Raw genomic sequence first — 25122 nt, 5'->3', positions numbered from 1 at the left:
ACGGATTATCCATCAGAGAAATGCATGATAAAACTGCCGATGTATTATAAACGTTCTTTCCCAATGGATCGGTGCTGGTCGGTAAAGTCATTGCCATCCGTCCTCCGAAGGGATTCACCACCCTACGAATCACGACCGTGGTCACCGTTCACACCTCGAACGGCCAATGCAAAAACGAGCACGCCGGAAATGTCTGGCTGCAAGGAAGCCACAATTACTATATACTCGACACCTGTGGTACGAACATGCCGGAAGACGACTATTTGACCGAACTACGGCGTGAGTTTCACCAGTACCCGGAACCGGGATGGCGCGAGTTCTGGACCACGGTGAGGATCGTCGAAGAACTCGAACGGATCGGAGCGGACGAGATACACGTCGGGCCTGCCGCAGTGGATACCGATGAGCGATTGGGCGTTCCCGATGACGAAGAGTTGGACCGCTGGTTCGAGAAGGCGAAATCGAAGACGAACCGAACGGATGTCTTGGAGCAGACCGAGGGCGGAAACACGGGCGTCGTCGCCGTCGTTGACCGCGGCGACGGACCGTCCGTCGGTCTGCGTGCCGATATCGATGCGCTCCCGATCAACGAATCGTCCGACGATGGACACGTACCCGCGAGCGAAGGGTTCCGGTCGACCAACGAGGGGTTCATGCACGCGTGCGGGCACGATTCGCACATCACGTTCGGTCTGGGAACCCTCAAAACGGTCGCCGAAAGTGAGTTCGAAGGAACGTTCACGGTGTTCTTTCAGCCCTCCGAGGAACTCCTCGGGGGCGGAAAGGCGATGGCCGCAGGACCGCACATCGACGACATAGACCATCTACTCGGTGCTCATGTCGGACTCGACAACCCGACTGGAACCGTGGTCGCGGGTCTCGACGGGGCGCTCGCCCTCTCCCGACTGGATGTCACGTTCGAGGGAGAATCCGTACACGCCGGTTTGGAACCGAACAACGGTCGCAACGCAGTGCAAGCACTGGTGGCAGCGATAGACAACATCTACGGCATACCTCGCCACGAAGCGGGTGCCACACGCGTGAACGTCGGCAACGTTCGAGCCGACAACGCCACGAACGTGATTGCGGACCACGCAACCGCCCAGGTAGAGGTTCGTGGCGAATCCACCGAACTGATGGAATACATGCGTGATTCGGTGTATCGCTGCCTCGATTCCGCGGCGGAGATGCACGAGTGTACCGTGGACACATCAGTCATCGGCGAGTCGATTCGGCGGGACTCTGACGAGGAGTTGGTCGATCTCGTTAGTTCGATTGGGAATGATATCGATGACATATCGTCGGTCGTCCGGCGAGACACCCTCGGAGCGAGCGAGGACGTCACGTATCTCATGAAGGCCGTGCAGGAAAACGGCGGGCAGGCGACGTTCATCGGTATCGGTGCCAGCAATCCAACCGGCCACCATACGCCCACGTTCGATATCGACGAGGAGAGCCTCCCGATTGGCGTTTCGATTCTCTCGAACACGGCGCTCGAACTCCTCTCCTAACACCTCGACGGACCCGTCGTCAGACCTCTGCGACGGTGCGTCGAGTTCGGAATCACGACACAGCCGCGCATACAGCGATACACAGGACCGTGACGTCCTGACTGAGTCGGGCAGATTCATACTGGCGGTCGGAAACCCATCAGTCATCGGCTCGGTCCACTCGGTCGATTATGAGGCCCCAACGACGCCGATGAAGCATTTCTGACCGACAGTATCAGTCACTACATCGCGTTATCGGTCGTCGCCTTTTTCCCGTGCCAGTCCCAGTATCTGTGCTTCAGGGAGTCCCCAGCCGTAGTTGATTGCAGCCAGTCGTATCCCGACAGTCACCACTGCACACGCTGCCGAGGCGACACTATCGGCCCCGCCAGCAGTAATCACGAGCCAGTATGCGCTCCCGCCCAGCGCGGCACAGCTCGCGTAAAAGTCCTCGAAGAGGATAAACGGGGAACGATCTAGAAGGATATCCGCGAACGCGCCGCCACCGGCCGCGTTGATCGTCGCGACAGCGACGACACCGAACGCGGACACGCCAGCATCCGTTGCGACGGTCGCACCAGTCGTGGCGAACGCCGCAAGCCCGACGGCGTCGGCGAGAACCGAAACCAGATGCTCGTCCGGGGAATCAAGCATGATGCTCAATCCGACCGCTAAGCCAACACCGAGCAGTCCGAGGCTGATCTCGATTGATGATTGGAGTGCCAACGGAACACGATTTACGAGGATGTCTCGCGTCACCCCGCCCACGAACGCCATCGAAAGACCGACGACAGTGATCCCGAACAGATCGAACTTTTCACGAATCGCCTTCGCCGACCCGACGAGCGCGAACGCGACCAGTCCGACCGTGTTCATCACGGCGAATGGGTCACCGAACAGTACTTCACCGAGGGCCGGACTCATCACTTTACCTTCGAAAGCGAGTATATTGAGAGCTACGCATTGATCCTCCACGATAGCACTTCACCGTCCAATGATTGCCTGAGAGCTAGATTCTGAAATCGAGTTGCCTATTTTCATTCCAACCAGAAATCAGATGGGTAGAGTTCCAATACACGGTCGATATGAGTATATGAATAGGCCAAATATCACGTGTATCACGACAGATCTACGTAGCCGACCCCGGTTTACAGGTCGAGCGCCTGCGTTGCGACGGTCGTCTTCTGAATCTCGGTGGTGCCGCCGATGATGCCGAGGATGCGCGCATCGCGGTAGTACCGCTCCAGTGGGAGGTCGGTTCGGTAGCCCTTCCCGCCGTGGACCTGCATCGCGTTGCGGGTGACGAACTCGGCGACGTCGCTGGCGACGAACTTCGCCTTGCTGGACCGGCGGGTGTCCCCATCCCCGTCGGCGATGGTGGCCGCCGAGGCATAGACGAGGTGGCGCGCGGCGTCGAGACGCGCATCCATGTCGGCGACGAGCACCTGCACTGCCTGATAGTTTCCGACGGCCTGTCCGCCCTGTTCGCGTGCGCCCGCGTACTCCACTGCGCGGTCGAACGCCGCCCGCCCAATCCCCACGCCGATAGCTCCCAACCCCGTGCGGGCCATATCGATGGTCCCCATCGCAATCCGAAAACCCTCGCCGATATCGCCAAGTACTGCGCCCTCATCGACGGCTACTCCATCGAGATGCGTGTCACCGGTGACGTGTCCACGCATCCCCATGAACTCCGCGCGGTCGAACGAAAAGCCCACGGCGTCATCGACACTGGGCGCGAGGAACACGCTCACACCGTGAGAATCGTCCGGTTTGGGTTGCTTTCTGGCGACGACGAGGTGGACGTCGGCGACACCGGCGTTGGTTCCGAAGGCCTTCTCGCCCGAAACCGCATAACCTCCGTCGTGTTCTTCGGCGACGGTTTCGAGTTCGGTCGGCGAACTGCCGGCACCGGGTTCGGTGAGCAACATCGCGCCGACCGATTCACCCGTACTCATGGGTTCGAGGTACCGTTCTCGCTGCGCTTCGGTCCCGAAGCGCGCGATTGGCAGCGCGGCGAAGGTGTGGCCCTGAATGCTTTCGGCGACAGCGCCGCTCTCTTCGGCGACGCGTTCGACCGCGAGACAGTACGAGAGGAAGTCCGAATCGAGACCGCCGTGCTCCTCCGGCAGGAGGATTCCCAGCAGTCCATAGTCGCCCGCCGCCTCCATCACGTCGCGCGGGAACTCGTCAGTGTCTTCGATTTCGTTCGCGCGCGGCGCGACGACCTCGGTGGCGAACGCCTCGGCCGTCTCCCGTATCTCGCGGTGCTCCGCCGTCAGCGCCCTCTCGACGAGGCTCATATCTGTGTCCCGCGGGCATGGCTATTAAATCCGACTGAATCAGCGGGGCGACGGATACTCCATGTCGTTCGAGACCACGCGCCACGTTTCGGGGCTGATTTCGTTCGCGTCGAACTCGTCGTACTCGGGGTAGGCAGTGAAGACGAGATACGGGGCACGGTCGCGGAGATACTCGACGAGGAGGTGGAGGTTTTCGTCAGAGAGCGCGCCGAGCCTATCGAGCAGGATGACCGGAACGTCCTCGGCGACGCCGAAGGCCTCGTGGCCGGCGAGCGCGACGAGGATGCCAAGCAGTTCGAGTTCGCCCTCGCTGAGCGCGTCGAGGCTCGCTTCCCGGCCCTCGCGGGCGACGACGAGGTCGAAATCGCTCGTGAGCCGAGCAGTTTCGAAACCGGCGTTGAATTTCGGAAGGATGTCCCGAATCGCCGCATCGAAGGCCTCTCGCGTGCGACGTTTGCGTTCGTCCTTGCGGTTGCGAAGCTGCTCGATGTCGTCCGTCAGCGATTCGTATTCCGATTCGAGATTCGACTGCTGTTCGGCCCGTGCTTCCAGTTTTTCGATGCGCTCTTTCGTTTCCTCGTAGTCGACAGTGAGGAGCCTGATGTCGCTTTCGACCTCGGTGAGACGTTCGTTCTCCGCCGCAACGCTTTCCGAGAGGGTCTCAACCCGGCCTGCGAGCTGTTCGTGCCGTTCGGTTGCACGTTCGAGGCTCTCCTCTCTGTCGGCGAGTTTCGTTTCGAGGTCCGCAATTTCGTCGTCGAGGTCGCGCTTTCGTCGCTCCGCTCGCTCGGCTTCCTGACGTGTCTCCTCCAGTTCCTCGACGCGTTGTTCGTGCTCGGCTACCGTCGAACGGAGTTCCGCAACGCGCTCTCCGAGCGCGACCACGCTGGATTCGATGTCGTCGGTCGTGGCGTCGTTTCCGCATACCCAACAGGAGATGGTATCTTCGACGAGCCCCCGGTCAACGTCGGACACCAGTTCGAGATGGTCCTCGTCGAGGATGCGTTTGTTCGCCGAATAGACCGTCTCCAACAGGTCGAGCTTGCGGCGCACGTCCGACAGCGCCTCCCGCTCGTCCGCGAGGTCGGAGTCGACGTTCGTCTCCGGCACGGTGAGGCTCTCTCGTTCGTCCCGTCGCTCTTCGAGTTTGGCTGCCGTCCGCTCGATGGTGGCTTCGAGCCGTTCGACCCGTTGGGCGGCTTCGTCGCGCTCGGCGCGAGCGTCGGTCAGTTCCTCCTGGCTCTCGTCGGACCCCTCCTCGGGACGTTCGAGTTCGTCACGTTCGTCCCTGAGTTGCTCCTGTCGCGTTTCGAGTCGTGTCAGCTCCTCTTCGAGCGATGGGAGCTCGGTCGCTGCCTCTTTCGCTCGGCCGAGTTCCGCCTCGATCTGTCGTCGTTCGTCCTTTCGGTCGGCGATCTTCTCGTCGATGTTTTCGAGGTCGAGCGGGCGCGTGAGGACTTCCTCTACGTTTTCGTCCCGTCGAACCGCCGCTCGCACCTCGTTGTCCGTCCCGAGAAACGCATACAGGGATGCGCAGGTACGCGTGTAGTCGTCTTCGAGATACGGCTCGCCGGTTTTCGTGACGGTGCCGTTCTCCCGAGCGAGTTCGACGACCGTCGATTCCTCCGGCGTCGAAAGGTCCACCTGCCCATTGGCTTCGCCCTCGGTCAAGGGCTTCTCGGTGCCCATCGCCGTCTCGATGCCGTGGAGCAGGCTCGACTTTCCCTGCCAGTTGGCTCCGCGAACGGCGTTGAGTCCCGGTTCGAGCCTCGTCTCGCCCTCACGAATGCCAGCGATGTTTCGGAGGTGTAGTTCCCATGTCATAGATATGGTCGTGTTTTCCTCTCGCATCTCTATCAGTATTACCCATTCGCTTCCGTTCCGTTCTCGGTGCTCGGCAGATGCTCCTCACAGACGTAGCCCCGTGCGAGCGCCTCGTCGAACGGAACGCGAACGTGACACACCGGGCATTGAAGCTGTACATTGACTGAGATGTCGGCGCGTGAGCCGCCGGGGAGTCGTCCTTTCGAATCGAGCGAGCTGAGTGCGTCATCGACCTTCTCGCTGGTTTGGTTGCGAGCGATATCGACGCTCCGTCGTTCCCACTCCGTGGTCGAGTCGGGGCGGTCCTTTTCGCCTGCCAGACAGCTCTTGAGGTGGTGGCGCATCGTACTCCACGAGATCATATCGTCGAGAACGTCGTCCACGTCGATGCCGTCCATTCTGAGGTCGTCGGCGACCTCCTCTCGAACGAGTTCGTCGTCGCCCGTGAGAGCGTCGTACTCGCTCTGGAGACGAGTGCCGGTCGCATCCCGCCCGCCCTCGTCATAGGCGTACTTGAGCAGTCGCTTGTTGAACCAGTCGGCCAGCGGTCGATAGCCGTCGGCCGAGCGTCCGTCCGTCCCGTTCCATCGGGCGAGCAGGTATTCGTCGGCTGTGTCATATCCCTCGACGGCCAGATCGAGGTCGTACTTCTCCAACGCGCGGTCGACCTTGCAGCGCTGCCGGGAAGTCATCGATTGAACGTATACATTGGAGCCACAAGGCCGCTTCACTTTCGAAGACGACATCGAATGGACCGTAGAAGGGTTTATCCTCCTTCGGCGAGAGTGAACGAACAGACCTATATACTGGAGAGTATGCAAGAATACGTCACCTCCGAAGACGAACTGGCAGAACTGCCGGACGAAGAGGTAACCATCCAGATTACGGACAAGGAAACCAAAGAAATCTTCGAAACGCGCGCGAAAATCGCGGAAGAACCCGACGAGCTGACCGACCCCGCTCCGCTCACCGTCGTTCGCGGCCCGCACGAAAACGTTCAAGAACAGTGGTACGTCGACGTTCTTGACGAAGAGATTACTGGACGGGAGATAGACCGCGAGCTTCTCCGCGACAGCATCGAACGGGGCCGCGACGAATCGAACATCGTCAGTGCGCGGTCGGACGACCTCCGGTCGCTGTTGATATATCTCGTCGAAGTTGGCGAGTACGGGTCGGTTTCGGAGGGCGTTCGTGAAATCCTGCTCGAACGTCTCTCGAAAGAGCACTCGGACCTCATCGAAGCGTACGCGGACGTGCGGGCCGAGCTCGACCGCGAGGACCTGACCGCCATGCTGGACGGTGACCAACAATGACCGCTCACAGCCTCCGCGAGTACCTCGAAACGCTTGACGAACACGACGAGTTGAATCGAATCAGCACGGACGTGTCGTGGAATCTGGAGGCGAGTGCAATCACCATGGCGGCCAACGAGGCGGACGAGCGCATCCCGCTTTTCGAATCCGTCGCGGGCTCGAACGCGCACGCACGTCTCGTCGGCGACCCGTATCGCGGCACGCAGGCCAGGCCGTGGGACCGGTTGGCGATGGCGCTCGGGCTCCCCGGAGACCAGAGCAGCGACGACTACTACGACGAAATCATTCGCCGACTTCAGTCGCCGGTTCAGCCCACGACCATCGCCCGGAGCGACGCATCATGTAAGGAAATCGTTGATACAACGGATCCTGACTTGTTCGCGTTTCCATGGCCATTTATTCACGCCGGTGACGGAGGTCGGTATTCCAATTTACAGACCGTGGTCGCGTCGGACCCGGACTCCTCGTGGCTCGATTGGTCGTATCACCGCGCGATGATACACGACGGGACGAAGGCGAGCCTCCTGTTTCTCGCTGGCGAGCAGACGCCGAACCTCTATTACTACAAATACGAGCGTCGAAACCAAGCGATGCCCGTTGCCATCGCTGTCGGAGCCGAACCGGCCGTCGAGTGTGCCTCGGTCATGTGGATTCCGACTGGAAAAGACGAAGCACAGTACGCAGGCGGGCTGAAAGAGGAACCAGTCGAACTGGTCGAGTGTGAAACCAACGACCTGCTCGTCCCGGCAACCGCGGAACTCGTCATCGAAGGCCACGTCGTTCCCGACACTCGACTAGACGAGGGTCCGTTCGGCGAGTATTTCGGCTACATGCACGGGCCACGCCGGTCGATGCCGGTGCTACAGGTCGATGCAATCACCCACCGAAGCGATCCGATACTCCCGTTCTGTGTCGAGGGCAGCGGCACTGGGTATACAGAAAACACGACGAGTTCCCGCGAGGTGGCGTGTGTCGGTCCGGATGCGACGCTTGGACTCCGAGCGGCCGGCTTCGACGTCACGAAGCTCGCGCCCTGGCCGTTCACTCCGCGAACGGTGTACGTCGTCGCAACCGACGGTACCCGTCCGGGTCACCTCCACGACCTCGCGAACTTCATCTTCACGACGTGGGGAATGCTCCACATCGACTTCTTCATCTTCGTCGACGCGGACGTCGATCCGCTAAACACGCGTGCGGTCCTCGAGGCCATCGCCGTCAGGGCCGATCCGAATGAGGACTTCCATCAGTTCGGCGTCGAAACCATGCCGAAAGTCCCGCTCAACATCTACCAAACGCCGGAGGAAAAAGGGAACGCACAAACCGGCACCTCGAAGGCGAAGACCGCAAAGGCGTATATCGATGCGACGCGGAGCGACGAATCGAACCCGAATGTGACAGCGGGTACGAACCAACGGGCACAGGAAATCCTCCGTGAGGCGGGGATGGAGTCTCATACGTTCGATCTGACGGAGAACGGCCAATGACATCGTTACGTACACACCTCGAAACGCTCGAAACCGTGGACGACCTACTCCACGTGGAACCGCGCGTTCATTGGACGGACGTCGCGGCCGTCGGCCGCGAGGCGGCCGAACACGGCGGACCGGCAGTCGTTTTCGAGGACACGCCGGGTACCGTTCGACTTGCGAGTGGCGTCTATGGCGGCCCGGACCGGATGCAATCTCGGTCGCGGAAACCGTGGTCAAGAATCGTATATGGAATCGGAAAGAGAGACACAGCATACAGCAACTGTCTCGATACTGTTAGTGAGATTGGCCTCGAACGAACGAGCGTCACGGAGACGGAACTCGAAGCGACACCGATAGATACCGAGCTATACTCGCTCGGATTACCCACCATCGGTGACACCGACTGCCCCGCGGTCACGCTCTGCCTGTTGGCGTATCAAACCGAAGATGGCACTGTCTGGGTACCGATGCAAGGAACCGTTCGTGGCGGCGACGAACTTCGCGGTGTCGTTCCCGAATCAGCAGCCGGACGACTCGCCGAGACACCGGTCACGGTGGTCAGCGGGGTCCCGGCTGCGTCGTTGATTACCGCGCACGTACATGCCACAAGTAATCGAACACTGGCGGAGGCTCCCGAGATCGCCGCGGCGGTCGATCCGTTCCCCGTCGCATCGTCTGCTGGCGGTCAGGTGCCAGCGGAGGCGGAACTCGTCATTGACGGAACGGCCACACCGCCCGATACCGAACCAACGGATGACCGCGCAGTATGGGAGTCCGCAGTCGAAACCGCGGCCGTTCACATCGATGTCACGAACGTGGCGGCGCGCGAAGACCCCATCGTTCCGTTCACGCCGGTCCATGCATCGCTCTCCGACGACGTGCAGCTCTCGTCCATCGTCGAGTCGGCACGGCTGCATGCACGTATCAACTCGTACTGGGGCGTCGAACCGGTCGAATGGGTCGCGCTGCCGGCCGAAACCGGGCTCGGGATGTGTCTCGTCGCGAGCGAAATCCTCTATGCAGGTTTCGAATGGCAGCTCGTCAATACGTTGTTTTCGTTTTCGCGGCTGTTCGATAAGGTCGTCGTCCTGGATAAAGGCGTTCGACCAGCCGATCTCTCACGAGCGTTCGACGATATGTGGGTTCGTGCACATCCATCCCACGACTGGGAGTTCAGCGACCCATCGGCTCCGGCGGCGACCATCCCGTCGTATCGGCAGACGGGAGAGACCGGGTCGCGTCTCTACGTCAACGCGACGTGGGACCCCCGGTGGGACGAGACGTACATCGCACCTCGCGTAACGTTCGAGTCGTCCTTCCCGGAAGACGTTCGCGAGACGGTACGCGAGCAGTGGTCGAACCTCGGGTTTGAAAAACCGTTTCGGGGGAACAGATGAGCGTCCACCGCATCGCTCACGACGGTGCGAGCCTCGAAGGAGCGAACAGCACGTATGTCCTTCCTGACCGGGGTGTCGTCATTGATCCCGGTCCACCGGGTGAAACGGCATGGCGGACGCTTCGTGATGGTCTCGGCGATGGGTGTGGTCTCGATGCGGTCGACCACGTCCTAGTCACTCACTGGCATATCGATCACGCTGGGCTCGCACCGAGGCTTGCCGAGGCGGCGGACGCATCGCTCCATCTTCACGAATCCGACGCGGCGCTTGTCGGGGAATACGACCGGGAACGGAAACAACGACTCGTCCGCGACAAGCAGCGTCTAGAACGGTGGGGTGTCCCGTCGGACATCGTAGCGGCAGTTATCGACAATGACCGCCCCTCGCCGCTTCCTGCATCGTTCCCGACGGAATCTCACACCGACGGCGAGGAGATCGCTGGCCTCCGGTTGCTCCACACGCCGGGTCATACGCTCGGTCATGCCGCATTCCACACGGAACGAGCACTCTTCGTTGGCGACGCCGTCCTCCCGACGTACACGCCGAACGTCGGCGGCAGCGATACGCGAGTCGAAAACGCGCTAGCGACGTACGAACGCACACTTGAGCGGTTACGAGAGTACGATATCACTCCGTATCCCGGCCATGGGGCAGATGTCGACCTCTCATCGCGTATCGACGAAATTCGGGACCACAACGCCACTCGGGCGGAAACCATCAAGACTGTTGTCGACGATGCTGGACCCGTTACGCCGTGGGAGATAGCGACGGACCTCTTCGGCGAGATGAACGGTATCCACGCCAAAATGGGCACTGGAGAAGTAGTCGCTCACCTCTCCCATCTCGAATCCGTGGGCGACATCGAACGTGTCGGGACCACTCCGCTTCGGGTTAGCCTACTGCCATAGGTATCCACGAGACGTACACAAACTGTCGTTCAGAACTCCTGGGAAGTCGGGCGACGGGACAGTCTGCATCGCAAGGCCTACAAGAGGAGGTGGAGTCGAATTTGTCAAAAATATCAGCACGAGATTCCTCGGCTTACTGAATATCCATTCTCGTGAAGTGGAACTGACTCACAGCTAGCAATACGAGTGTGGCAGCGAGCAGGATGGCCGCACTCGTGAAGTCGTAGGTCCCTTCGAGCAGGACCTCGTTCGCGTCGAAGTAGGTCATCGGCGCGATGTTCGCCAGCCAGCCGTACTCGGTCACAGGGATGAACGACTGCAACAGGTACAGTGCGAAGAGCACGCCGATAGCCGCGTTCTGGGCGGTGTCCGTGTCGTCGAGAAGCACCGACAAGACCAGCCCGATGGCTCCACAGCACAGCAGATACGGCACTGCGAGCACGTGGACCATGACGAGTTCCTCGATGGCTATCGACGGCCCGATGAACAGCGTGCCGACGTAGATCGCTGCCGGCGTGAGGACGCTGGCGACGAGAATCGGCACCAATAGTGCGAGGAATTTCTCGATGAGGACGCTCGTTCGTGAGACTGGATTCGCAAGCAGCACGTCCATCCGGTCTTCGTCGATATCGCTCCGAATCGACCCCGCCGCGCTGTATGCGAGGTAGAGACCGAAGAACACCGCCCACATCAAGGTGTAAAACTCCCCGGCGAGCAGTCCTTCGAGGCTCGTCATGCTCTCCAAGCCAAAGGCCTCGATGAATGGTTGAGGCAGTTCCGCCATGACCTGTTTGAACTGGGCGCTGGCCGCGACGTTGGTCGTGATCAGCGGAGCGGACGCGACGAACAGCAGGGCCAGCAGCGCGAACGCGACGCTGATGCCGAGCGCACTCTTGAGTCGGTGCTCTCCTTCGTAACGCAGCACGTCGAGGGTCATTGGATGTCCATCCTCCCGAATCGCCACTGACCGGCGAGAACCAGCACGACTGTGGCCACGAGCAGGATTCCTGCGCCCGCGAAGTCGTAGGTGCCGTTGACGAGGATTGCGGTCGGGTCGAAGTAGTTCATCGGCGTGAGAACGCCGAGAAACTCCAGGTCAGTGCCGATGAACACCGTCTCGACGAGAAAGGCCACCACGAGCACGCCGACCGAGGCGTTTTGAGCGAGGCTCTCGTTCCCGAGAAACACCGAGAGTACGAACCCGACCGCCGCACAGCACAGCAGATACGGCACCGCAAGCGCGTGAAGCGCGACGAGATCGACGACATCGAGCGGTTCGTCGATGAGTACCGACCCGACGTAGAGCACGATAGGAGTGACGGCGTTGACCGCGAGGATCGGCACCAGCATGGAGAGGAACTCCTCGCCGACGAGCCTCGTTCGAGAAATCGGCGCGGAAAGGAGGGTATCCATCCGGCCCGTTTCGATGTCACCCGCGACCAGTCCAGCAGCGGTGTAGGCGAGATAGAGACCGAGCACGAGTATCCAACCGAACTGATAGAGTTCGACCGCGAGCAGCCCCGGAAGGGTGTTGAACGCTTCCAGACCGAATCCCTCGGTGAACTGTGGGGGGAAGTCACTGAAGACCGCTTCGAGGTCGAAGTCGGAATAGGCAGGCGAGAGCGCGACGAACATCGCGCCGTAGAAACTCGCCGCGATTGCGATAGTGGTCCCGAGCACCAGTTTCCGCTCGCCCTCGTAGCGTGCGACCTCAAACATTCGCCTGCCCCTCAATACTCGGCTCGCGGTCGGGGTCGACCTCACCGTAGAAACGCATGAACACGTCTTCAAGCGGGGCGTCCTCGATGTCGAGGTCGAGAACGTCGTACCCGATGAGGTGGGAGAGCAGCGCGTTGTAATCGCCGGTGTAGGTGAAGCTCACGCTCGTCCCGTCACGGCCGCCCGACGGGGGGTCCTCGCTCTCCCTCGGTGGGGCGTCTCCGCTGCCATCGGTCGCGGTCGGTTGGGTCGGCTGTTCGTCGCCGGTGACGCTCACGTCGTGTGCGCCGTCGATGGCGAACGCGCCGGCTCCGACGGGTTCGGCGACGCGGACCGAGACGCGCTTGCCGCCGCGTTCGAGCAGCGTCTCGACGTCTTCGAGTTCGACGAGGTGGCCGTTGCGGATGACGCCCACCCGGTCTGCGATCTTCTGGACCTCGCTCAGGATATGTGACGAAAAGAAGAACGTCGTGCCCTTGGCCTGTTCGTTGCGGATAAACTCGTAGAACCGTTCCTGCATCAGCGGGTCGAGTCCCGAGGTGGGTTCGTCCATGATGACGAGATCGGGATCGTGCATGAACGCGAGGACGACTGCGAGCTTGCGCTTGTTGCCGGTCGAATATTCGCCGATTTCGCGGTCCATCGGCGGGTCGAACAGTTCGAGCAGCTCCTCGCTGCGCGTATCGCCCTTAAGCGATGCCTGGTAGCGCAGGAATCGCTCCCCGGTGACGCCCTCGTCGAAGCCCATCTCCGCGGGAATGTACCCGACCTGTCGCTTGGCCTCGATCATCGCACTCCGGTCGGTGATGTCGTGGCCCAACACCGTTGCGTTGCCGCTGGTTGGGGACTGAAACCCCATCAGCGTGCGGATGGTAGTAGACTTGCCCGCGCCGTTCGGTCCGAGAAAGCCGAAGACCTCGCCGTCTTCGATGGCAAACGATAGTGATTCGATTGCACGAACGTTTCCGTAGTCTTTCGTGAGACCGTTCACTTCAATCGCTACCATGCCCGACACTCAGTTCTATAACCAGATATCTGTTTCGGTCATATATTCATACCTGATGACCGAATTGATTATGTATTCACAGACCTGAGGGGGTAGTATGCGTGGTTTCAGCGACGACGAACGGGATCGTATTCGAGAGGAGCTGATCGAGACGGGACGCGAATTATTGCTCACCTACGGGCCGAGGAAAACGACGGTTGCGGACATCACGGACCCAGTCGGGATCGCGAAACCGACGTTCTACCAGTTTTTCGACGCGAAGTCCGACCTCTACATCGTGATTCTGGAACGTGAATTGCAGGAGTACATGGGAACCGTCCGGTCGAAGCTCGAAGGCGTCACCGACCCCCAAGAGGCGCTGAAGCGATTGTTCTGGTGTTATGCCGAGTTCGCCGAAGGGAACGAGTTCATCCAGCAAACGGTCATTCGAGGCAACTACCAAGACATCATTGGAAGCACGTCTTCGGAGCAGTTCGACGAGCTCGTTCGGACCGAGATGGCGGAGTTCGTTCCGCTCATCGAAGACATCCAGAACCGAAGCGATGGTCCACTCTCCGAGATGGACCCGCTCACTGTGCTGGGCATCATGGGCTCATCGATTGGCCTGTTGGTACTCCACAAGGACGAATACGAACAATTCGAGGGACAGTTCGAGGGCATCGAGAAGGGATATTACCACCACATGCAGGACACACTGATTACGACTCTCGCACGAGGACTGACAGTCGAAGGATGAATTCGCTCAATCGAAAACCAACTGTCGGGAAAATTTTCGTGCTCTCGTCTCTGTGGCAGGTTTGTCTCGGTCAGCGAGATGCAATCGGCGTAGCCACTTCTGTCAGTCCCGAGCGCGGTCACTGTCTGTCGGTTTCGCTTGTGGAATCAATCATCCTTCGAAGTTCTGTCGACCCGTCCGGTGGCGTGGCGGTCGTGAATCGGACCGGCACGCTCGGTGAGGTGTTGCGGCGTTCGACCGCTTTCGACTGCAAGCACCTCGGCGACGATGCTGTAGGCGATGCGATAGGGTGAGTCGCCGCCGAGGTCGAGACCGATTGGCGTGTAGATGCGATCCCTGTCGTTTTGGATGAGTGTTCTGCCCTCCTCGGCGAGCTCGTCGACCATCTCCCCGAAGCGCTCGCGCGGTCCCATCAACCCGATGTATGGCACGGAGGTTTCGAGGAGTGTTTCGAGCGCGAGGCGGTCGTCGATGAAGTTGTGCGTCATCACCACTACGTAAGTGTCGTCGTCGAATGCGGCGGTTCCGGGCAGTTCGGACGGAGAGGTCGTCCGAACCGCATCTGCTGCGGGGAAGTCCGCCGCCGACAGCGCACCGCGAAAGGCGACGACCGTCGTCCGGAGGCCGACCCGCGCTGCGAGTTCGACCACCGGATTCACGTCGGGTCCGGAACCGACCACGACGAGTCGTGAGGGCGCTTCGATGCCGTCGACGAACACTTCGATGGTGCCTTCATCGGTCTCGACCGTCGCCGTTTCACTCTGTCCTGCTTCGAGGAGCGTGGTCGTCCGCTCGGCCAGCTCCGTCGTCAGCCACTCGGGCAGGTCGCCCGCAAACCCGATTTCGGGGTCGTAAAGTCCGCGCTCGCCGAACGGGTGGTCGCCGCCGGTGACCGTGACGACCGCACAGTCGGTACCGTTCGTCACGCGCTCGACGACTGGCCGATAGCCTTCACCGAGCGGTTCGAGCAACACGGTGATGACACCGTTACAGCCCATGCCGAGACCCCAAACGTCGTCGTCAGCCATCAGGTCGTAGGTTTCGATGCGCGGCCGGCCTGCGTCGAGCACCTCGCTTGCGAGTCCACGCACCTCGTCTTCGAGGCAGCCGGCGGTGATGCTGCCGGCATCGCCGTCCTCGGTGATGAGCATCTTCGCGCCGGGGCGGCGATACGCGCTGCCCTCAACGTCGACGACGGTCGCAAGCACCGCCTCGCCCTCCCGGTCGAGTGTGTCGCCGATTGCTGCCAATACGTCCGTTTCGGCCATCTCCCAGTTCGTGTCGGTCATGTCGTTGTCATATACGTCGTTCGTCGTCCTGTTCTCCATGTGTCGTGTTCGTAGCCGATGGACCCATGAGAACCCTGCCGGCGGAGCTGCCGGGCGAGGTCGGCGAGGTCATCCGGCCCGGCGAACGCGAACAGCCCATCGAGATACGGGAGCGCAACGGCCATCCCGCGAGCGCTCGGCTCGTACTCCGGCGAGGCCGCGAGCGGATTCAACCAGAGCACTGCGCTCGCCCTCTCCGAAAGTTCCGCCAGTGCCGTTTCGAGCGCCGAGACGTCGCCCATCTCCAGTCCGTCGCTGACGACGACGAGCACCGACCGACGGTCGACGGAGTATGGGAAATCGGTGCGGAGGCGTTCGAGCGACTCGCCGATATGCGTGCCGCCGCCCCACTCGGTCTCGGCACGTTCGAGGGCAGCCAGCGCCGCATCCGAGCTCGGTGCATCGAAGGAGTCGGTGACCTCTCGGAGGTCCTCATCGAAGAAGAACACCCGCGTGTCGCGCCACGCCTCGTGTGCGCGCCGGAGGAATCGCAGCAGAAACGGCCGTTCGATGACGTCGAGCACGGAGCGGCTCACGTCGACGACTACGCGCACCCGCAGCCCCGTCCGCGCTCGCTCGCGCTGTGGGAGGTCCACGACCGTCCCTCCAGTGCCGACGCTCGCCCGGAGCGCACGCCGCACGTCAGGGGTATCCGCGCCGCCGGTCCAGCGCCGACCCGCGAGTTCCGCGAGCGCGCTCGTCAACGCGTCGAACGCATCGTCGAATCCCTCCCCATCGGGGATGGCGAACGGCGAGATTCCCTCCCGATGGCCCGTCGGGCTGTACCGCGCCGTCGTGACTTCCTCGCTCGCCTCGCCCGCACCGCGACCGACGACCGCCCCCAGCCCGTTCCGCGTCCCGCCCTCGCCATCACGCTCATCATTCGATTCGTCCCCGGATTCGGCGCGCTCGCCGGGGGCCACTTCGGCTCCGAGCGGTGCGAGACCACCGTCCGGAGTGTCGTCGGGTCGCTCCGCAGGACCGGTCGGGTCGAGTCCAGCGGTGAGTCGCCGCCAGAATTCGGGAAAGAGGTCGTCGAACGTCGCCTCGTCTCCGTGCTCGGTGATGAGCGACGCCCGGAGGGCGACCTGTGCACGCTCGCGGTCGTCGAATCCGACTGTGGCGAGCGCGCGGGCGGCGGTCGTGGTGGCGTTGGCGGGGACGGAAGCGCCCGCCCGGCGGAGCGAGCGCACGAACCGCACGAGTTCCTCGCGCACGTGGTCGGCGGGGTCGATGGTGTCAGCCATCAGTCGGCCTCCGCGCGGGCGCGCTCGGCAGCCTCGCGCAGTGATGCGAGGAGGTCGTCGTCGACGCGCTCGATGTCCTCGACTTCCTTCAGGAGGCAGCCGAGCGTGCGCTCGACCGTCTCGTCGTCGAGCGTTCCGTCCCGTCCGTCGCGCAGCGCGGCGACCGCCCGCGCCCAGTCGATGGTCTCGGCCGCACCGGGTGGTTTGAGTAGTGGCTCCTCGCGGAGCCGTCCGGCCATCGCACAGAGCTCGGCAGCGACTGCATCATCGAGTTCGGGCACCTTGCGTTCGAGGATGGCACGCTCCTTCTCGAACGTCGGCGGCGCGACGTGCAAGAACAGACACCGACGCTTGAGCGCGTCCGACAGTCCGCGGGTTCGATTCGAGGTGATAATCACCGCTGGCGGCGTCGTCGCGCGCACGGTACCCAGTTCGGGCACGCTCACCTGAAAATCCGACAGCACTTCGAGCAGCAGCGCCTCGAACTCCTCGTCGGCTCTGTCCACCTCGTCGATGAGCAGCACGCGCCGCCCCCCGCCACGAAGCGCGCTCAACAGCGGGCGTTCGAGCAGGTACTCCTCGTCGAACACCGACTCCTCGCCCTCGCTTTGCACGCTCAACAGCTGTTTCGTGTAGTTCCACTCGTAGAGCGCGCTCTCGGCGGTCAACCCTTCATAGCACTGGAGTCTGAGGAGTTCGGCGTCGAACCCTCCTGCGAGGACTTTGGCGAGTTCGGTCTTGCCCGCACCCGGTTCGCCCTCGACGAGCAGCGGCTTGCCGAGCCGCAACGCCAGCTCGACGGTGGTAACGATGTCGTCGTCGGCGACGTACGCCTCGCTCTCGAAGGCCGCCCGGACGTCGGCCTCGGTCACGTCGCCGAACCCGCTGGCTACGTCGTTCATCCCCCCTCCACCATCCGCCGGCAACGACCGGCCAATGACACCGGCCAGCGAACACCGCCCGGCGGGGTCGGAACCGGCGCAGGTGACTCGATATCGAACATCAGTTGTGGCACGGCCACACGTAACGCACCGAAGCGTAAAACCGATTCGTCAGTTCGTCCTCGTTCGTCGGGCAAAGACGACTGAACGGGGACGTCAGTCGGCCGCGGCCGACGACGAACCGCCGTCCATCGCCGCCGTCAGCGCCCGCTCGGTGTAGACTTCGAGCAGTTGGGCACGGAACTCGTTCGAGGCCTGCAAATCGGACATCATCAGGTCCACGTCGAGGTCGTCGGTGGCGTGGCCCGCGGCCGCCTCGATGGCGTCGCCATCGGCGAGTGCGTCCTCCACAGGGGACAGGCGAACGCCGTGGTCCATCACGCCGTTCGCCCCCACCCGCGCCGACGCGACGCCATCGCCGTCGGTTTCGAGCAGGGCAGCGACGCCGACCATCGCGTAGCCCGACGAGGGACTCGGCTTTTTCGCGTAGGCTCCGACTGCGCCCGCGGCCGACGGAATCTCGACGCGCGTGAGCAGTTCGTCGGGACCGACGTCGGTCGTGTACATTCCGAAGAAAAAGTCATCGGCCGGAATCTCGCGTTCGCCGTCGGGACCCTCGACGACGAGGGTCGCATCCGAGGCGAGCGCCGCACCCGGCAGGTCCGCCGCGGGGTCGGCGTGGGCGAGATTGCCCCCGATGGTGCCGCGATTGCGGACCTGCACGTCGCCGACCTGCTCGACCGCTGCCGCGAGCGCCGGGGCGTGTTCGCTCACGTCTTCGGCGTCGAGCAGGTCGCTGTACCGGGTCATCGCACCGACCGAGAGCGTGTCGCCATCGACCGAAATGCCCTGCATCTCCTCGACGCCGCTGATGTCCACCAGCACATCGGGACTCGACAGTCCGGTCTTCATCGCCGGCAGTAGGCTATGGCCACCGGCGAGCAACTCCGTCTCCGAATCTGCGTGTTCGTCGAGCAGCGAGAGCGCTTCCTGCACGCTGCCGGCCTTGTAGTAGTCGAACTCGTCGGGGAACATCAGTTTTCACCCCCGGCAGCCGACTCGTTTCCGGAAGGCTCGCTTCCGGAAGACTCGCTCCGCTCGTCTTCCGACGTTCGCAAAGCTTCACTTTGCTCACCGCCGTCGGCAACCGCCTCGTCGCCAGTTCCACCTTCGGGGCTTGGGGCGTCGTTCACCGCCTGCCAGACCGCTTCGTTCGAAAGCGGCATGTCGATGTGGTCGATTCCGAACGGCTGGAGTGCGTCCGTGACGGCGTTCACCACCGCTTGAGGGGCCGCGATGGTGCCCGCTTCGCCGACGCCCTTGACACCGAGGGGGTTGTGCGGGCTCGGCGTTACGGTCGAATCGGTCTCCATCCGCGGGATGTGCTCGGCCTTCGGCACCACGTAGTCCTGCATCGATCCCGTGATGAGCGTCCCGTTGTCGTCGTATTCGGCACCCTCATAGAGCGCCTGCCCGATGCCCTGCGCGACGCCGCCGTGGACCTGCCCCTCGACGATCTTCGGGTTGATCTGTGGGCCGACGTCGTCGACGGCCACGTAGTTCTCGAACTCGATCTCGCCCGTATCGGGGTCGACCTCGACGACCGCAACGTGCGTTCCGAACGGGAACACGAAGTTGTCGGGGTCGTAAAAGGAGGTCTCTTCGAGTCCCGGCTCGATGCCCTCGGGCATGTCGTGGGCGAGATAGGACTGGGCGGCCACGTCTTGAATGTGCATCGAGCGCTCGGGCGCTCCCGCCACGCTGAACTCGCCGTTTTCGAACTCGATGTCCTCCTCGCTCGCCTCCAACTGGTGGGCGGCGATCTTTTTGGCCTTCTCGACGACCTTCTGGGAACTCGTCGCTAGCGCCGACCCGCCGACGGCCGCAGAGCGCGAGCCGTAGGTACCCATCCCCTGGGGAATCTCGTCGGTGTCGCCCTCGACGATTTCGATGTCGTCGTAGGGGATGCCCAACTCGTCGGAGACGATCTGGGCATACGTGGTCTCGTGGCCCTGTCCGTGGCCCGAGGTGCCACAGAAGGCCGTGACCTTTCCAGTGGGGTGGACTCGCACGAGCCCCGACTCCCAGAGGCCGGCCTGCGCGCCGAGCTGGCCGGCGAGTTCCGAGGGCGCGAGACCACAGGCCTCGATGTAGCTCGACAGCCCGATGCCGAGATACCGACCCTCCTCGCGCAACTCCTCCTGCCGTTCGCGGAGGTCGTCGTAGCCCACGGCTTCGAGAGCCTTGTCGAGCGCCGGCTCGTAATCACCGCTATCGTACTCGACAGCCACTGGAGTCTGATGGGGGAAGTCGTCGCTCGCAACGAAGTTCTGCCGCCGGAACTCGGCGGGGTCCATCCCCATCTCGCGCGCGCCGAGGGTGATGAGGCGCTCGACGAGATACAGCGCCTCCGGTCGTCCCGCGCCGCGATATGCATCCACGGGTGCGCCATTGGTGAACGCCCCGACCACGTTACAGTGGATGGTCGGGATGTCGTACTGGCCCGACAGAAGTGTCCCGTAGAGATACGTGGGGACGGCGGGCGCGAACGTCGAGAGATACGCGCCCATGCCCGCATAGGTCTTCACGCGCATGCCCGTAATCGTCCCCTCGTCGTCCATCGCCAGCTCGGCGTGTGATTCGTGGTCGCGACCGTGGGCGTCGGTGAGATACGTTTCAGTACGCGTGGCGGTCCATTTCACCGGTCTCCCGGTCTCCATCGCACACCACGACGCGAGCGCCTCGTCGGGGTAGTGGTGGATCTTCGAACCGAAGCCGCCGCCGACATCGGGCGCGACGATGTGGATTTTGTGTTCCGGTACGTCGAGCACCCCGGACATCAACTGGCGGTGGAGATGCGGGTTCTGGGAGGTCATGTGGACCTCCAGTTCCTCCGTTCCGGGCTTGTACTCCGCGACGGTCGCCCGTGGCTCCATCGCGTTCGGAATCAGTCGCTGATTGGTCAGGTCGACCTCGGCGGTGTGAGCGGCGTTTGCGAAGGCGTCGTCCGTCTCGTCTGCGTCGCCGATTTCCCAGTCGAAAGCGACGTTGTCCCCGAGGTCGTCGTGGACCACCGGTGCGTCCTCGGTGACGGCCTCTTTGGGGTCGGTGACGGCATCCTGACGGTCGTAATCGACGTCGATGGCATCGACCGCATCACTGGCGATGTAGCGCTCGTCGGCGACGACAACCGCGATGCCGTCGCCCTGATATCGCGCCTCATCGCCCGCCAACAGTGGATGGACCGGCGTTCGGAGGCTATCGAGCAGCCAGCCGACGGGTATCTCGCCGGGGACGTCGAGGTCCTCGGCGGTGTAGACGCCGACAACCCCATCCATTGCCTCGGCTTCGCTGGTGTCTATCCCGTTGATCTTCGCGTGGCCATACTGGCTCCGGAGCACGGCCATGTGGGCCATGTTCGGCCGCTGGATGTCGTCGGTGTATTCGGCCTCACCGGTGATCAGTGAGGGGTCCTCGCGGCGCTCGACGGCCGAGCCGAGCACCGATTCCACGTCGAGTTCGTCCGATGTGATGGTTTCGATACCCATGTTCAGTCGCCCTCCGCTCGCCCCTCGCCACCGTCGGTGGCTACGTCACCGCTCATCTCCTCGGCGGCGAACTCCACGGCGTTGACGATGTTCTGATAGCCCGTACACCGACAGAGGTTGCCCTCGATGGCCTCGCGGATTTCCTCCTCGTCAGGATCGGCGTTGCGTTCGAGCAGGTCGTTCGCCGCGAGCATCATCCCGGGCGTGCAGTAGCCACACTGGAGACCGTGTTCCTTCTGGAACCCTTCCTGAATCGGGGCATAGGTGCCCTCGGCGGCGAGTCCCTCGACGGTCCCGATTTCGCTGCCGTCGGCCTGTACCGCGAGCAGGGTACAGGATTTGATTGCATTGCCGTCCAAGTGGACTGTGCAGGCCCCGCAGGTCGAGCTTTCACACCCGACGTTCGTTCCCGTATAGCCCAACTCGTCGCGGAGGGCGTGGACGAGCAGTGTTCGCGATTCGACGGTGAGTTCGTGTTCCGTGCCGTTGACCGATAGTTCGATATCGTGTTCTGTCATGTGTCAGTTTCCTTCCGACCGACCGAGGATGCGGTCGACGATGCCGCGGTCGTCTTCGTTCGATTCGGCCGCGTCGACCTCGCTGCCTTCGGCGATTTCGCGCTCGCGGATTTCGTCTTGAACGGATGAAAAGAACCGCTTGACGACCTGATTGGCCGCCGGGTTGATGACGCGCTGTCCCATCCCGGCGATGTTGCCGAACACGTCGGCCTCGGTGTTCCAATCGACCTCGACGCCGTCGTCGATGTCGGTGAGGTCCATCCACGAGGTCATCTCGAAGGAGCTGTCGCCGGCCGACCCCTCCCCGGAGGCCTCCATATACGGCTGGTCGCGTTCGTCGATGGTCACCACGGTCTCGAACGTCGGGTTGACAGGCCCAATACTGATGCCGACGATGCCGGCGTAGTGACCTCCCTCTTCGAAGGCGCGCTCGGCGATGACCTCCGGGTCCGAGGTCGGCTCGACGTCCCTGTCCTCGTATTCGTCCCGGAGGGCGTCGAAATCCGGGTCCGGGTCATCGACCTCGACGAGGAACTCACAGCCCGGCAGCGCGTGCTCGATCATCACCGGGTCCGAGAGCGCGAGCCACACCTCATCCGTGGTCGTCTCTTCGAGTTCGAACGTCCCACTGAATTCCATATATCTATGTCTCCTGTGGGAGTGGCTCACTCCCATGTCACACTATCGCTATGCGAACAAAAAGATTGCCATGCAACGGCTTCCGGAGACCAGTGATAAACGTTAGGTGACAAATACTATAAGGCCCTCCCATGCGTATCGCCGCCGATGACGAACGACCAAGTGATCGGGCTGCTGCGCAGCGCCTACAACGACGAGATGGAGACGGTGATGAACTACCTGACCAACGCCTCGGTGCTCGACGGCGTCAGCGCCGCCGAGGTCAAAGACAGCCTCCGCACCGACGCCAAACAGGAGGAGTTGCTTCACGCCGAGCGTCTCGGCGAGCGCCTGAAGGACCTCGACGCCCAGCCGCCGGCGTCCTTTGAGTTCGAACCCGCACAGGAGGCGCTCCAACCGCCCGAGGACACCGCCGACGTCTTGAGTGTAATCGACGGCGTCATCGAGTACGAGGAGGACGCCATCGAGACCTACCGCTCGCTCATCGACGCCGCCCGCGAGGCCGACGACCCCGTGACCGAGGACCTCGCGGTCGACATCCTGAGCGACGAGGAGGCCCACCGCACGGAGTTCCGCAGCTTCCGCAAGGGCTACCGCGAGGACTGACAGCCACGCACGCACGAGGCCCAGCCAGCAAGACTAAATAGCACACCGACCGGAACGATGTCCATGCCCGACCGGTACGACGTCGTCATCGCCGGCGCTGGTCCCGCCGGCGCGCAGTGTGCCAGGGACCTCGCCGAGCGAGGCTACGAGACCCTCGTCCTCGAAACCGAGCCAGAGGAGACGTTCCCCGCCCAGAGCAACAAATCCACGGGTGGCACCTTCCCTTCGATGATGGGGTCGTTCGGCATTCCCGACGACGTGGTGATGAACTACACCGACAGCGTCGTCCTCGAATCGCCGAGCGAGAACTTCCAACTCACTCAGCCCGGTGCAGTCCTGGAATTCGCCGATTTCAAGCGTTATCTCGTCCGTGACGGCCGCGAGCGCGGCGCGACCTACCGCTTCGACGCGCGCGTCTCGAAACCCATCACCGAAGACGGCGAGGTCACTGGCGTGCGCTACGGCGGCGACGAAGAGGTCTACGCCGATATCGTCGTCGATGCAACCGGCCCGTCCGCGCCGCTCGCCAAGGCGCTCGGAGTGAGCGACCTCAAACGAAGCAAGCAGGCCGTCGGTGTCGAATGGGAGTTCGAGGGCGTCGACCTCGATTGCCCCGGCTACGCCGACCTCACGGACGCGATGATGCTCCGGCTCGACCACGACCTCGCGCCCGGCGGCTACGCGTGGATATTCCACACCGGCGCGGACACGGCGAAGGTCGGTCTCTGCTTCATCCAGAACCAGAAATACAGCCCGAACGCCGACCGCATCCGCATCGACGACGCGCTCACGCGCTGGCTCGACGGCGACCCCCGGTTCGCCGACGCCAACCGCATCGAGACCAGCCAGCATCGTGGCTCGGCGCACATCCAACCGCCCGGGGCGCTCAGCACGGACGGGTTCATGGCAGTCGGCGACACTGTCCCCTCAATCGACCCGCTGTGGGGACAGGGCATCGACAAGTGCATGAAGTCCGGGCGGGCCGCGGCCGTCACCGCCGACCGCTGTTTCACCGGTCGGATGGACACCTCGGCCGAGGAGATGACGATCTACGACACCCTCTGGCACCGCGACGTGGCCCCGAAGGCGGCGGTGCGCCTGCTGATGACGCATCTGCTCTACTACGCCCCGACCGAACGCTACGACCGCCTCATCCGGGACCTCCGCCGACTCAGCAGCGACACGCTCACGGCGGCCAACGGCGGCAACCCGCTGGCGCTGGCGAGGCTCTTCCACGCCGGTGATATTTCCCTGTTCCGCGGGTTCGTGGCCGAACACCGTGACCTCATCGGCGAACTGCTGCCCGGTCCCCGCTGGCTGCTGTCGGAGTGACCGCGGCGAAACGTCGATTCGTTCAGCTTTCGGGCTGCTCTTCGAGGACGGACTGGTCCGCGGGAACCGCCCGCGTCGCGGTCGCCTTGAACGAGGCGACCGCATCGTCGCCGGGCGCGAGTGCGAGCGTATCGATGCTCGCCCGCGTCACGAGCGCGGTCAGTTCGGCGTCGGTCCCGATGTCGAGCGCGACGCGGGCGAGCCCATCGCCGTCCTCGATGGCGACGACCGCGCCACGAAACCGGTTGCGGGCGCTGGTCGCGGTTTCGGGGGTTGCTCCCGGCGTGTGGAGCGTGACGGCATCGGCTCGGACGGCGAGGCGAACGTCGTGGGCCGTCGCGGGGACGATTGCCCGAACGATGCCAGCAGCGGTCTCGACGGTGGCGAGTTCGCCGTCACGCTCGACGACCGCGCCTTCGAGCACCGTCTCCTCGGCTTCGGCCACGCCGGTAAATTCCGCGCGGAGGCGGTCGAAGGCGGCGAGGAGGTCCCGGGCGGCCTCGGTCAGCGTGCTGCCGCCACCGCCCGCACCACCGCGCTTGCGGGCGACCAGCGAGCCGAAGGCTCCTTCCAGTTCGACGACACGACGTTGGGAACGCGAGTACGACCGTCCGAGCGCGTTGGCGGCCGCGTTGAGCGAGCCGTGGTCGTCGATAGCTCGAAGCAGGGCCGCGTCGCGCTCGTCGAAGCCCACCCCCGCCCTGTCGAGCTGAGCATCGAAACCCGCATCGAGGTCCATACCGACCAGTTCGGACACGCGGGCAAAGCGCTTATGACGCATCCACGATGAATTGGTTG

The 25122-nt window shown here is 62.9% G+C and carries 23 protein-coding genes; 8 read left to right on the top strand and 15 right to left on the bottom strand.

Annotated elements, in window-relative coordinates:
* Positions 1-245: 245 nt before the first annotated feature.
* The gene (locus ACQUQO_RS10605; protein WP_435077973.1) at positions 246-1511 is read left to right on the top strand and encodes an amidohydrolase; all 1266 of its coding nucleotides are present in this window, start codon (positions 246-248) and stop codon (positions 1509-1511) included.
* A 231-nt stretch (positions 1512-1742) separates the two neighbouring features.
* Here ACQUQO_RS10605 and ACQUQO_RS10600 read toward each other — a convergent pair whose 3' ends face one another.
* The 4 genes from ACQUQO_RS10600 to rdfA all read right to left on the bottom strand — a co-directional run bounded on the left by ACQUQO_RS10600 (position 1743) and on the right by rdfA (position 6309).
* Positions 1743-2414 carry a trimeric intracellular cation channel family protein gene (locus ACQUQO_RS10600; protein WP_435077972.1) on the bottom strand — a complete coding sequence of 224 codons (672 nt, stop codon included), beginning with the start codon at positions 2412-2414 and terminating at the stop codon, positions 1743-1745.
* A 224-nt stretch (positions 2415-2638) separates the two neighbouring features.
* A complete protein-coding gene (locus ACQUQO_RS10595; RefSeq protein ID WP_435077971.1) occupies positions 2639-3793 on the bottom strand; it encodes an acyl-CoA dehydrogenase family protein in 1155 nt (384 codons plus the stop codon).
* Positions 3794-3832: 39 nt separating this feature from the next.
* Positions 3833-5617 (bottom strand): archaea-specific SMC-related protein, encoded by a 1785-nt coding sequence (locus ACQUQO_RS10590; protein ID WP_435077970.1) that lies wholly within the window; start codon positions 5615-5617, stop codon positions 3833-3835.
* A 38-nt stretch (positions 5618-5655) separates the two neighbouring features.
* Positions 5656-6309, bottom strand: a complete 654-nt coding sequence (gene rdfA, locus ACQUQO_RS10585; RefSeq protein WP_435077969.1) for a rod-determining factor RdfA — start codon at positions 6307-6309, stop codon at positions 5656-5658.
* Between the two features lie 123 nt (positions 6310-6432).
* Between rdfA and ACQUQO_RS10580 the strand changes: the two genes are divergently transcribed.
* From ACQUQO_RS10580 to ACQUQO_RS10565, 4 genes are read left to right on the top strand one after another with little or no spacing between them, the layout of a single operon-like run.
* A complete protein-coding gene (locus ACQUQO_RS10580) occupies positions 6433-6930 on the top strand; it encodes a hypothetical protein (RefSeq protein ID WP_435077968.1) in 498 nt (165 codons plus the stop codon).
* Positions 6927-8414: a UbiD family decarboxylase gene (locus ACQUQO_RS10575; RefSeq protein ID WP_435077967.1), complete on the top strand. Its 1488-nt coding sequence runs from the start codon at positions 6927-6929 to the stop codon at positions 8412-8414. The genes ACQUQO_RS10580 and ACQUQO_RS10575 overlap by 4 nt, the downstream gene beginning before the upstream one ends.
* On the top strand, positions 8411-9796 hold the full coding sequence (locus ACQUQO_RS10570; protein ID WP_435077966.1) for a UbiD family decarboxylase domain-containing protein: 1386 nt from the start codon (positions 8411-8413) through the stop codon (positions 9794-9796). The genes ACQUQO_RS10575 and ACQUQO_RS10570 overlap by 4 nt, the downstream gene beginning before the upstream one ends.
* A complete protein-coding gene (locus ACQUQO_RS10565; protein WP_435077965.1) occupies positions 9793-10704 on the top strand; it encodes an MBL fold metallo-hydrolase in 912 nt (303 codons plus the stop codon). Before ACQUQO_RS10570 ends, ACQUQO_RS10565 begins: the two co-directional genes overlap by 4 nt.
* A 133-nt stretch (positions 10705-10837) precedes the next feature.
* Here the strand turns inward: ACQUQO_RS10565 and ACQUQO_RS10560 are convergent, their stop codons facing one another.
* From ACQUQO_RS10560 to ACQUQO_RS10550, 3 genes are read right to left on the bottom strand one after another with little or no spacing between them, the layout of a single operon-like run.
* A complete protein-coding gene (locus ACQUQO_RS10560; RefSeq protein ID WP_435077964.1) occupies positions 10838-11641 on the bottom strand; it encodes an ABC transporter permease subunit in 804 nt (267 codons plus the stop codon).
* A complete protein-coding gene (locus ACQUQO_RS10555; protein ID WP_435077963.1) occupies positions 11638-12423 on the bottom strand; it encodes an ABC transporter permease in 786 nt (261 codons plus the stop codon). The genes ACQUQO_RS10560 and ACQUQO_RS10555 overlap by 4 nt, the downstream gene beginning before the upstream one ends.
* Positions 12416-13429, bottom strand: coding sequence for an ABC transporter ATP-binding protein (locus ACQUQO_RS10550; protein WP_435077962.1), 1014 nt, complete (start codon positions 13427-13429; stop codon positions 12416-12418). Before ACQUQO_RS10550 ends, ACQUQO_RS10555 begins: the two co-directional genes overlap by 8 nt.
* Before the next feature lie 97 nt (positions 13430-13526).
* Here ACQUQO_RS10550 and ACQUQO_RS10545 point away from each other — a divergent pair, with 97 nt between their 5' ends.
* Positions 13527-14165, top strand: a complete 639-nt coding sequence (locus ACQUQO_RS10545) for a TetR/AcrR family transcriptional regulator (protein ID WP_435077961.1) — start codon at positions 13527-13529, stop codon at positions 14163-14165.
* Positions 14166-14311: 146 nt separating this feature from the next.
* Here ACQUQO_RS10545 and ACQUQO_RS10540 read toward each other — a convergent pair whose 3' ends face one another.
* The 7 genes from ACQUQO_RS10540 to ACQUQO_RS10510 form a co-directional block, all read right to left on the bottom strand.
* Positions 14312-15454, bottom strand: a complete 1143-nt coding sequence (locus tag ACQUQO_RS10540; protein WP_435077960.1) for an XdhC family protein — start codon at positions 15452-15454, stop codon at positions 14312-14314.
* A complete protein-coding gene (locus tag ACQUQO_RS10535; protein WP_435077959.1) occupies positions 15451-16740 on the bottom strand; it encodes a VWA domain-containing protein in 1290 nt (429 codons plus the stop codon). The genes ACQUQO_RS10540 and ACQUQO_RS10535 overlap by 4 nt, the downstream gene beginning before the upstream one ends.
* Complete coding sequence (locus ACQUQO_RS10530) at positions 16740-17642, bottom strand: AAA family ATPase (RefSeq protein WP_435077958.1); 903 nt, start codon at positions 17640-17642, stop codon at positions 16740-16742. Before ACQUQO_RS10530 ends, ACQUQO_RS10535 begins: the two co-directional genes overlap by 1 nt.
* Before the next feature lie 195 nt (positions 17643-17837).
* Positions 17838-18716 (bottom strand): FAD binding domain-containing protein, encoded by an 879-nt coding sequence (locus tag ACQUQO_RS10525; protein WP_435077957.1) that lies wholly within the window; start codon positions 18714-18716, stop codon positions 17838-17840.
* A complete protein-coding gene (locus tag ACQUQO_RS10520; RefSeq protein ID WP_435077956.1) occupies positions 18716-21229 on the bottom strand; it encodes a xanthine dehydrogenase family protein molybdopterin-binding subunit in 2514 nt (837 codons plus the stop codon). The genes ACQUQO_RS10525 and ACQUQO_RS10520 overlap by 1 nt, the downstream gene beginning before the upstream one ends.
* Before the next feature lie 2 nt (positions 21230-21231).
* Positions 21232-21747: a (2Fe-2S)-binding protein gene (locus ACQUQO_RS10515; protein ID WP_435077955.1), complete on the bottom strand. Its 516-nt coding sequence runs from the start codon at positions 21745-21747 to the stop codon at positions 21232-21234.
* A gap of 3 nt (positions 21748-21750) precedes the next feature.
* On the bottom strand, positions 21751-22386 hold the full coding sequence (locus tag ACQUQO_RS10510) for a CoxG family protein (protein WP_435077954.1): 636 nt from the start codon (positions 22384-22386) through the stop codon (positions 21751-21753).
* Positions 22387-22533: 147 nt separating this feature from the next.
* Here ACQUQO_RS10510 and ACQUQO_RS10505 point away from each other — a divergent pair, with 147 nt between their 5' ends.
* Both ACQUQO_RS10505 and ACQUQO_RS10500 read left to right on the top strand, forming a co-directional pair.
* On the top strand, positions 22534-22992 hold the full coding sequence (locus ACQUQO_RS10505) for a ferritin-like domain-containing protein (RefSeq protein WP_435077953.1): 459 nt from the start codon (positions 22534-22536) through the stop codon (positions 22990-22992).
* A gap of 63 nt (positions 22993-23055) precedes the next feature.
* Positions 23056-24324 carry a digeranylgeranylglycerophospholipid reductase gene (locus tag ACQUQO_RS10500; protein WP_435077952.1) on the top strand — a complete coding sequence of 423 codons (1269 nt, stop codon included), beginning with the start codon at positions 23056-23058 and terminating at the stop codon, positions 24322-24324.
* Positions 24325-24346: 22 nt separating this feature from the next.
* Here the strand turns inward: ACQUQO_RS10500 and ACQUQO_RS10495 are convergent, their stop codons facing one another.
* Positions 24347-25063, bottom strand: coding sequence for a TOBE domain-containing protein (locus tag ACQUQO_RS10495; protein ID WP_435077951.1), 717 nt, complete (start codon positions 25061-25063; stop codon positions 24347-24349).
* Between the last annotated feature and the right edge of the window lie 59 nt (positions 25064-25122).

The organism is Halococcus sp. AFM35 (genome assembly GCF_051195015.1).
GTDB lineage: Archaea > Halobacteriota > Halobacteria > Halobacteriales > Halococcaceae > Halococcus.
Note: the sequence above shows the minus strand (reverse complement) of the source record. Positions and strands in the feature narration are given on the sequence as shown.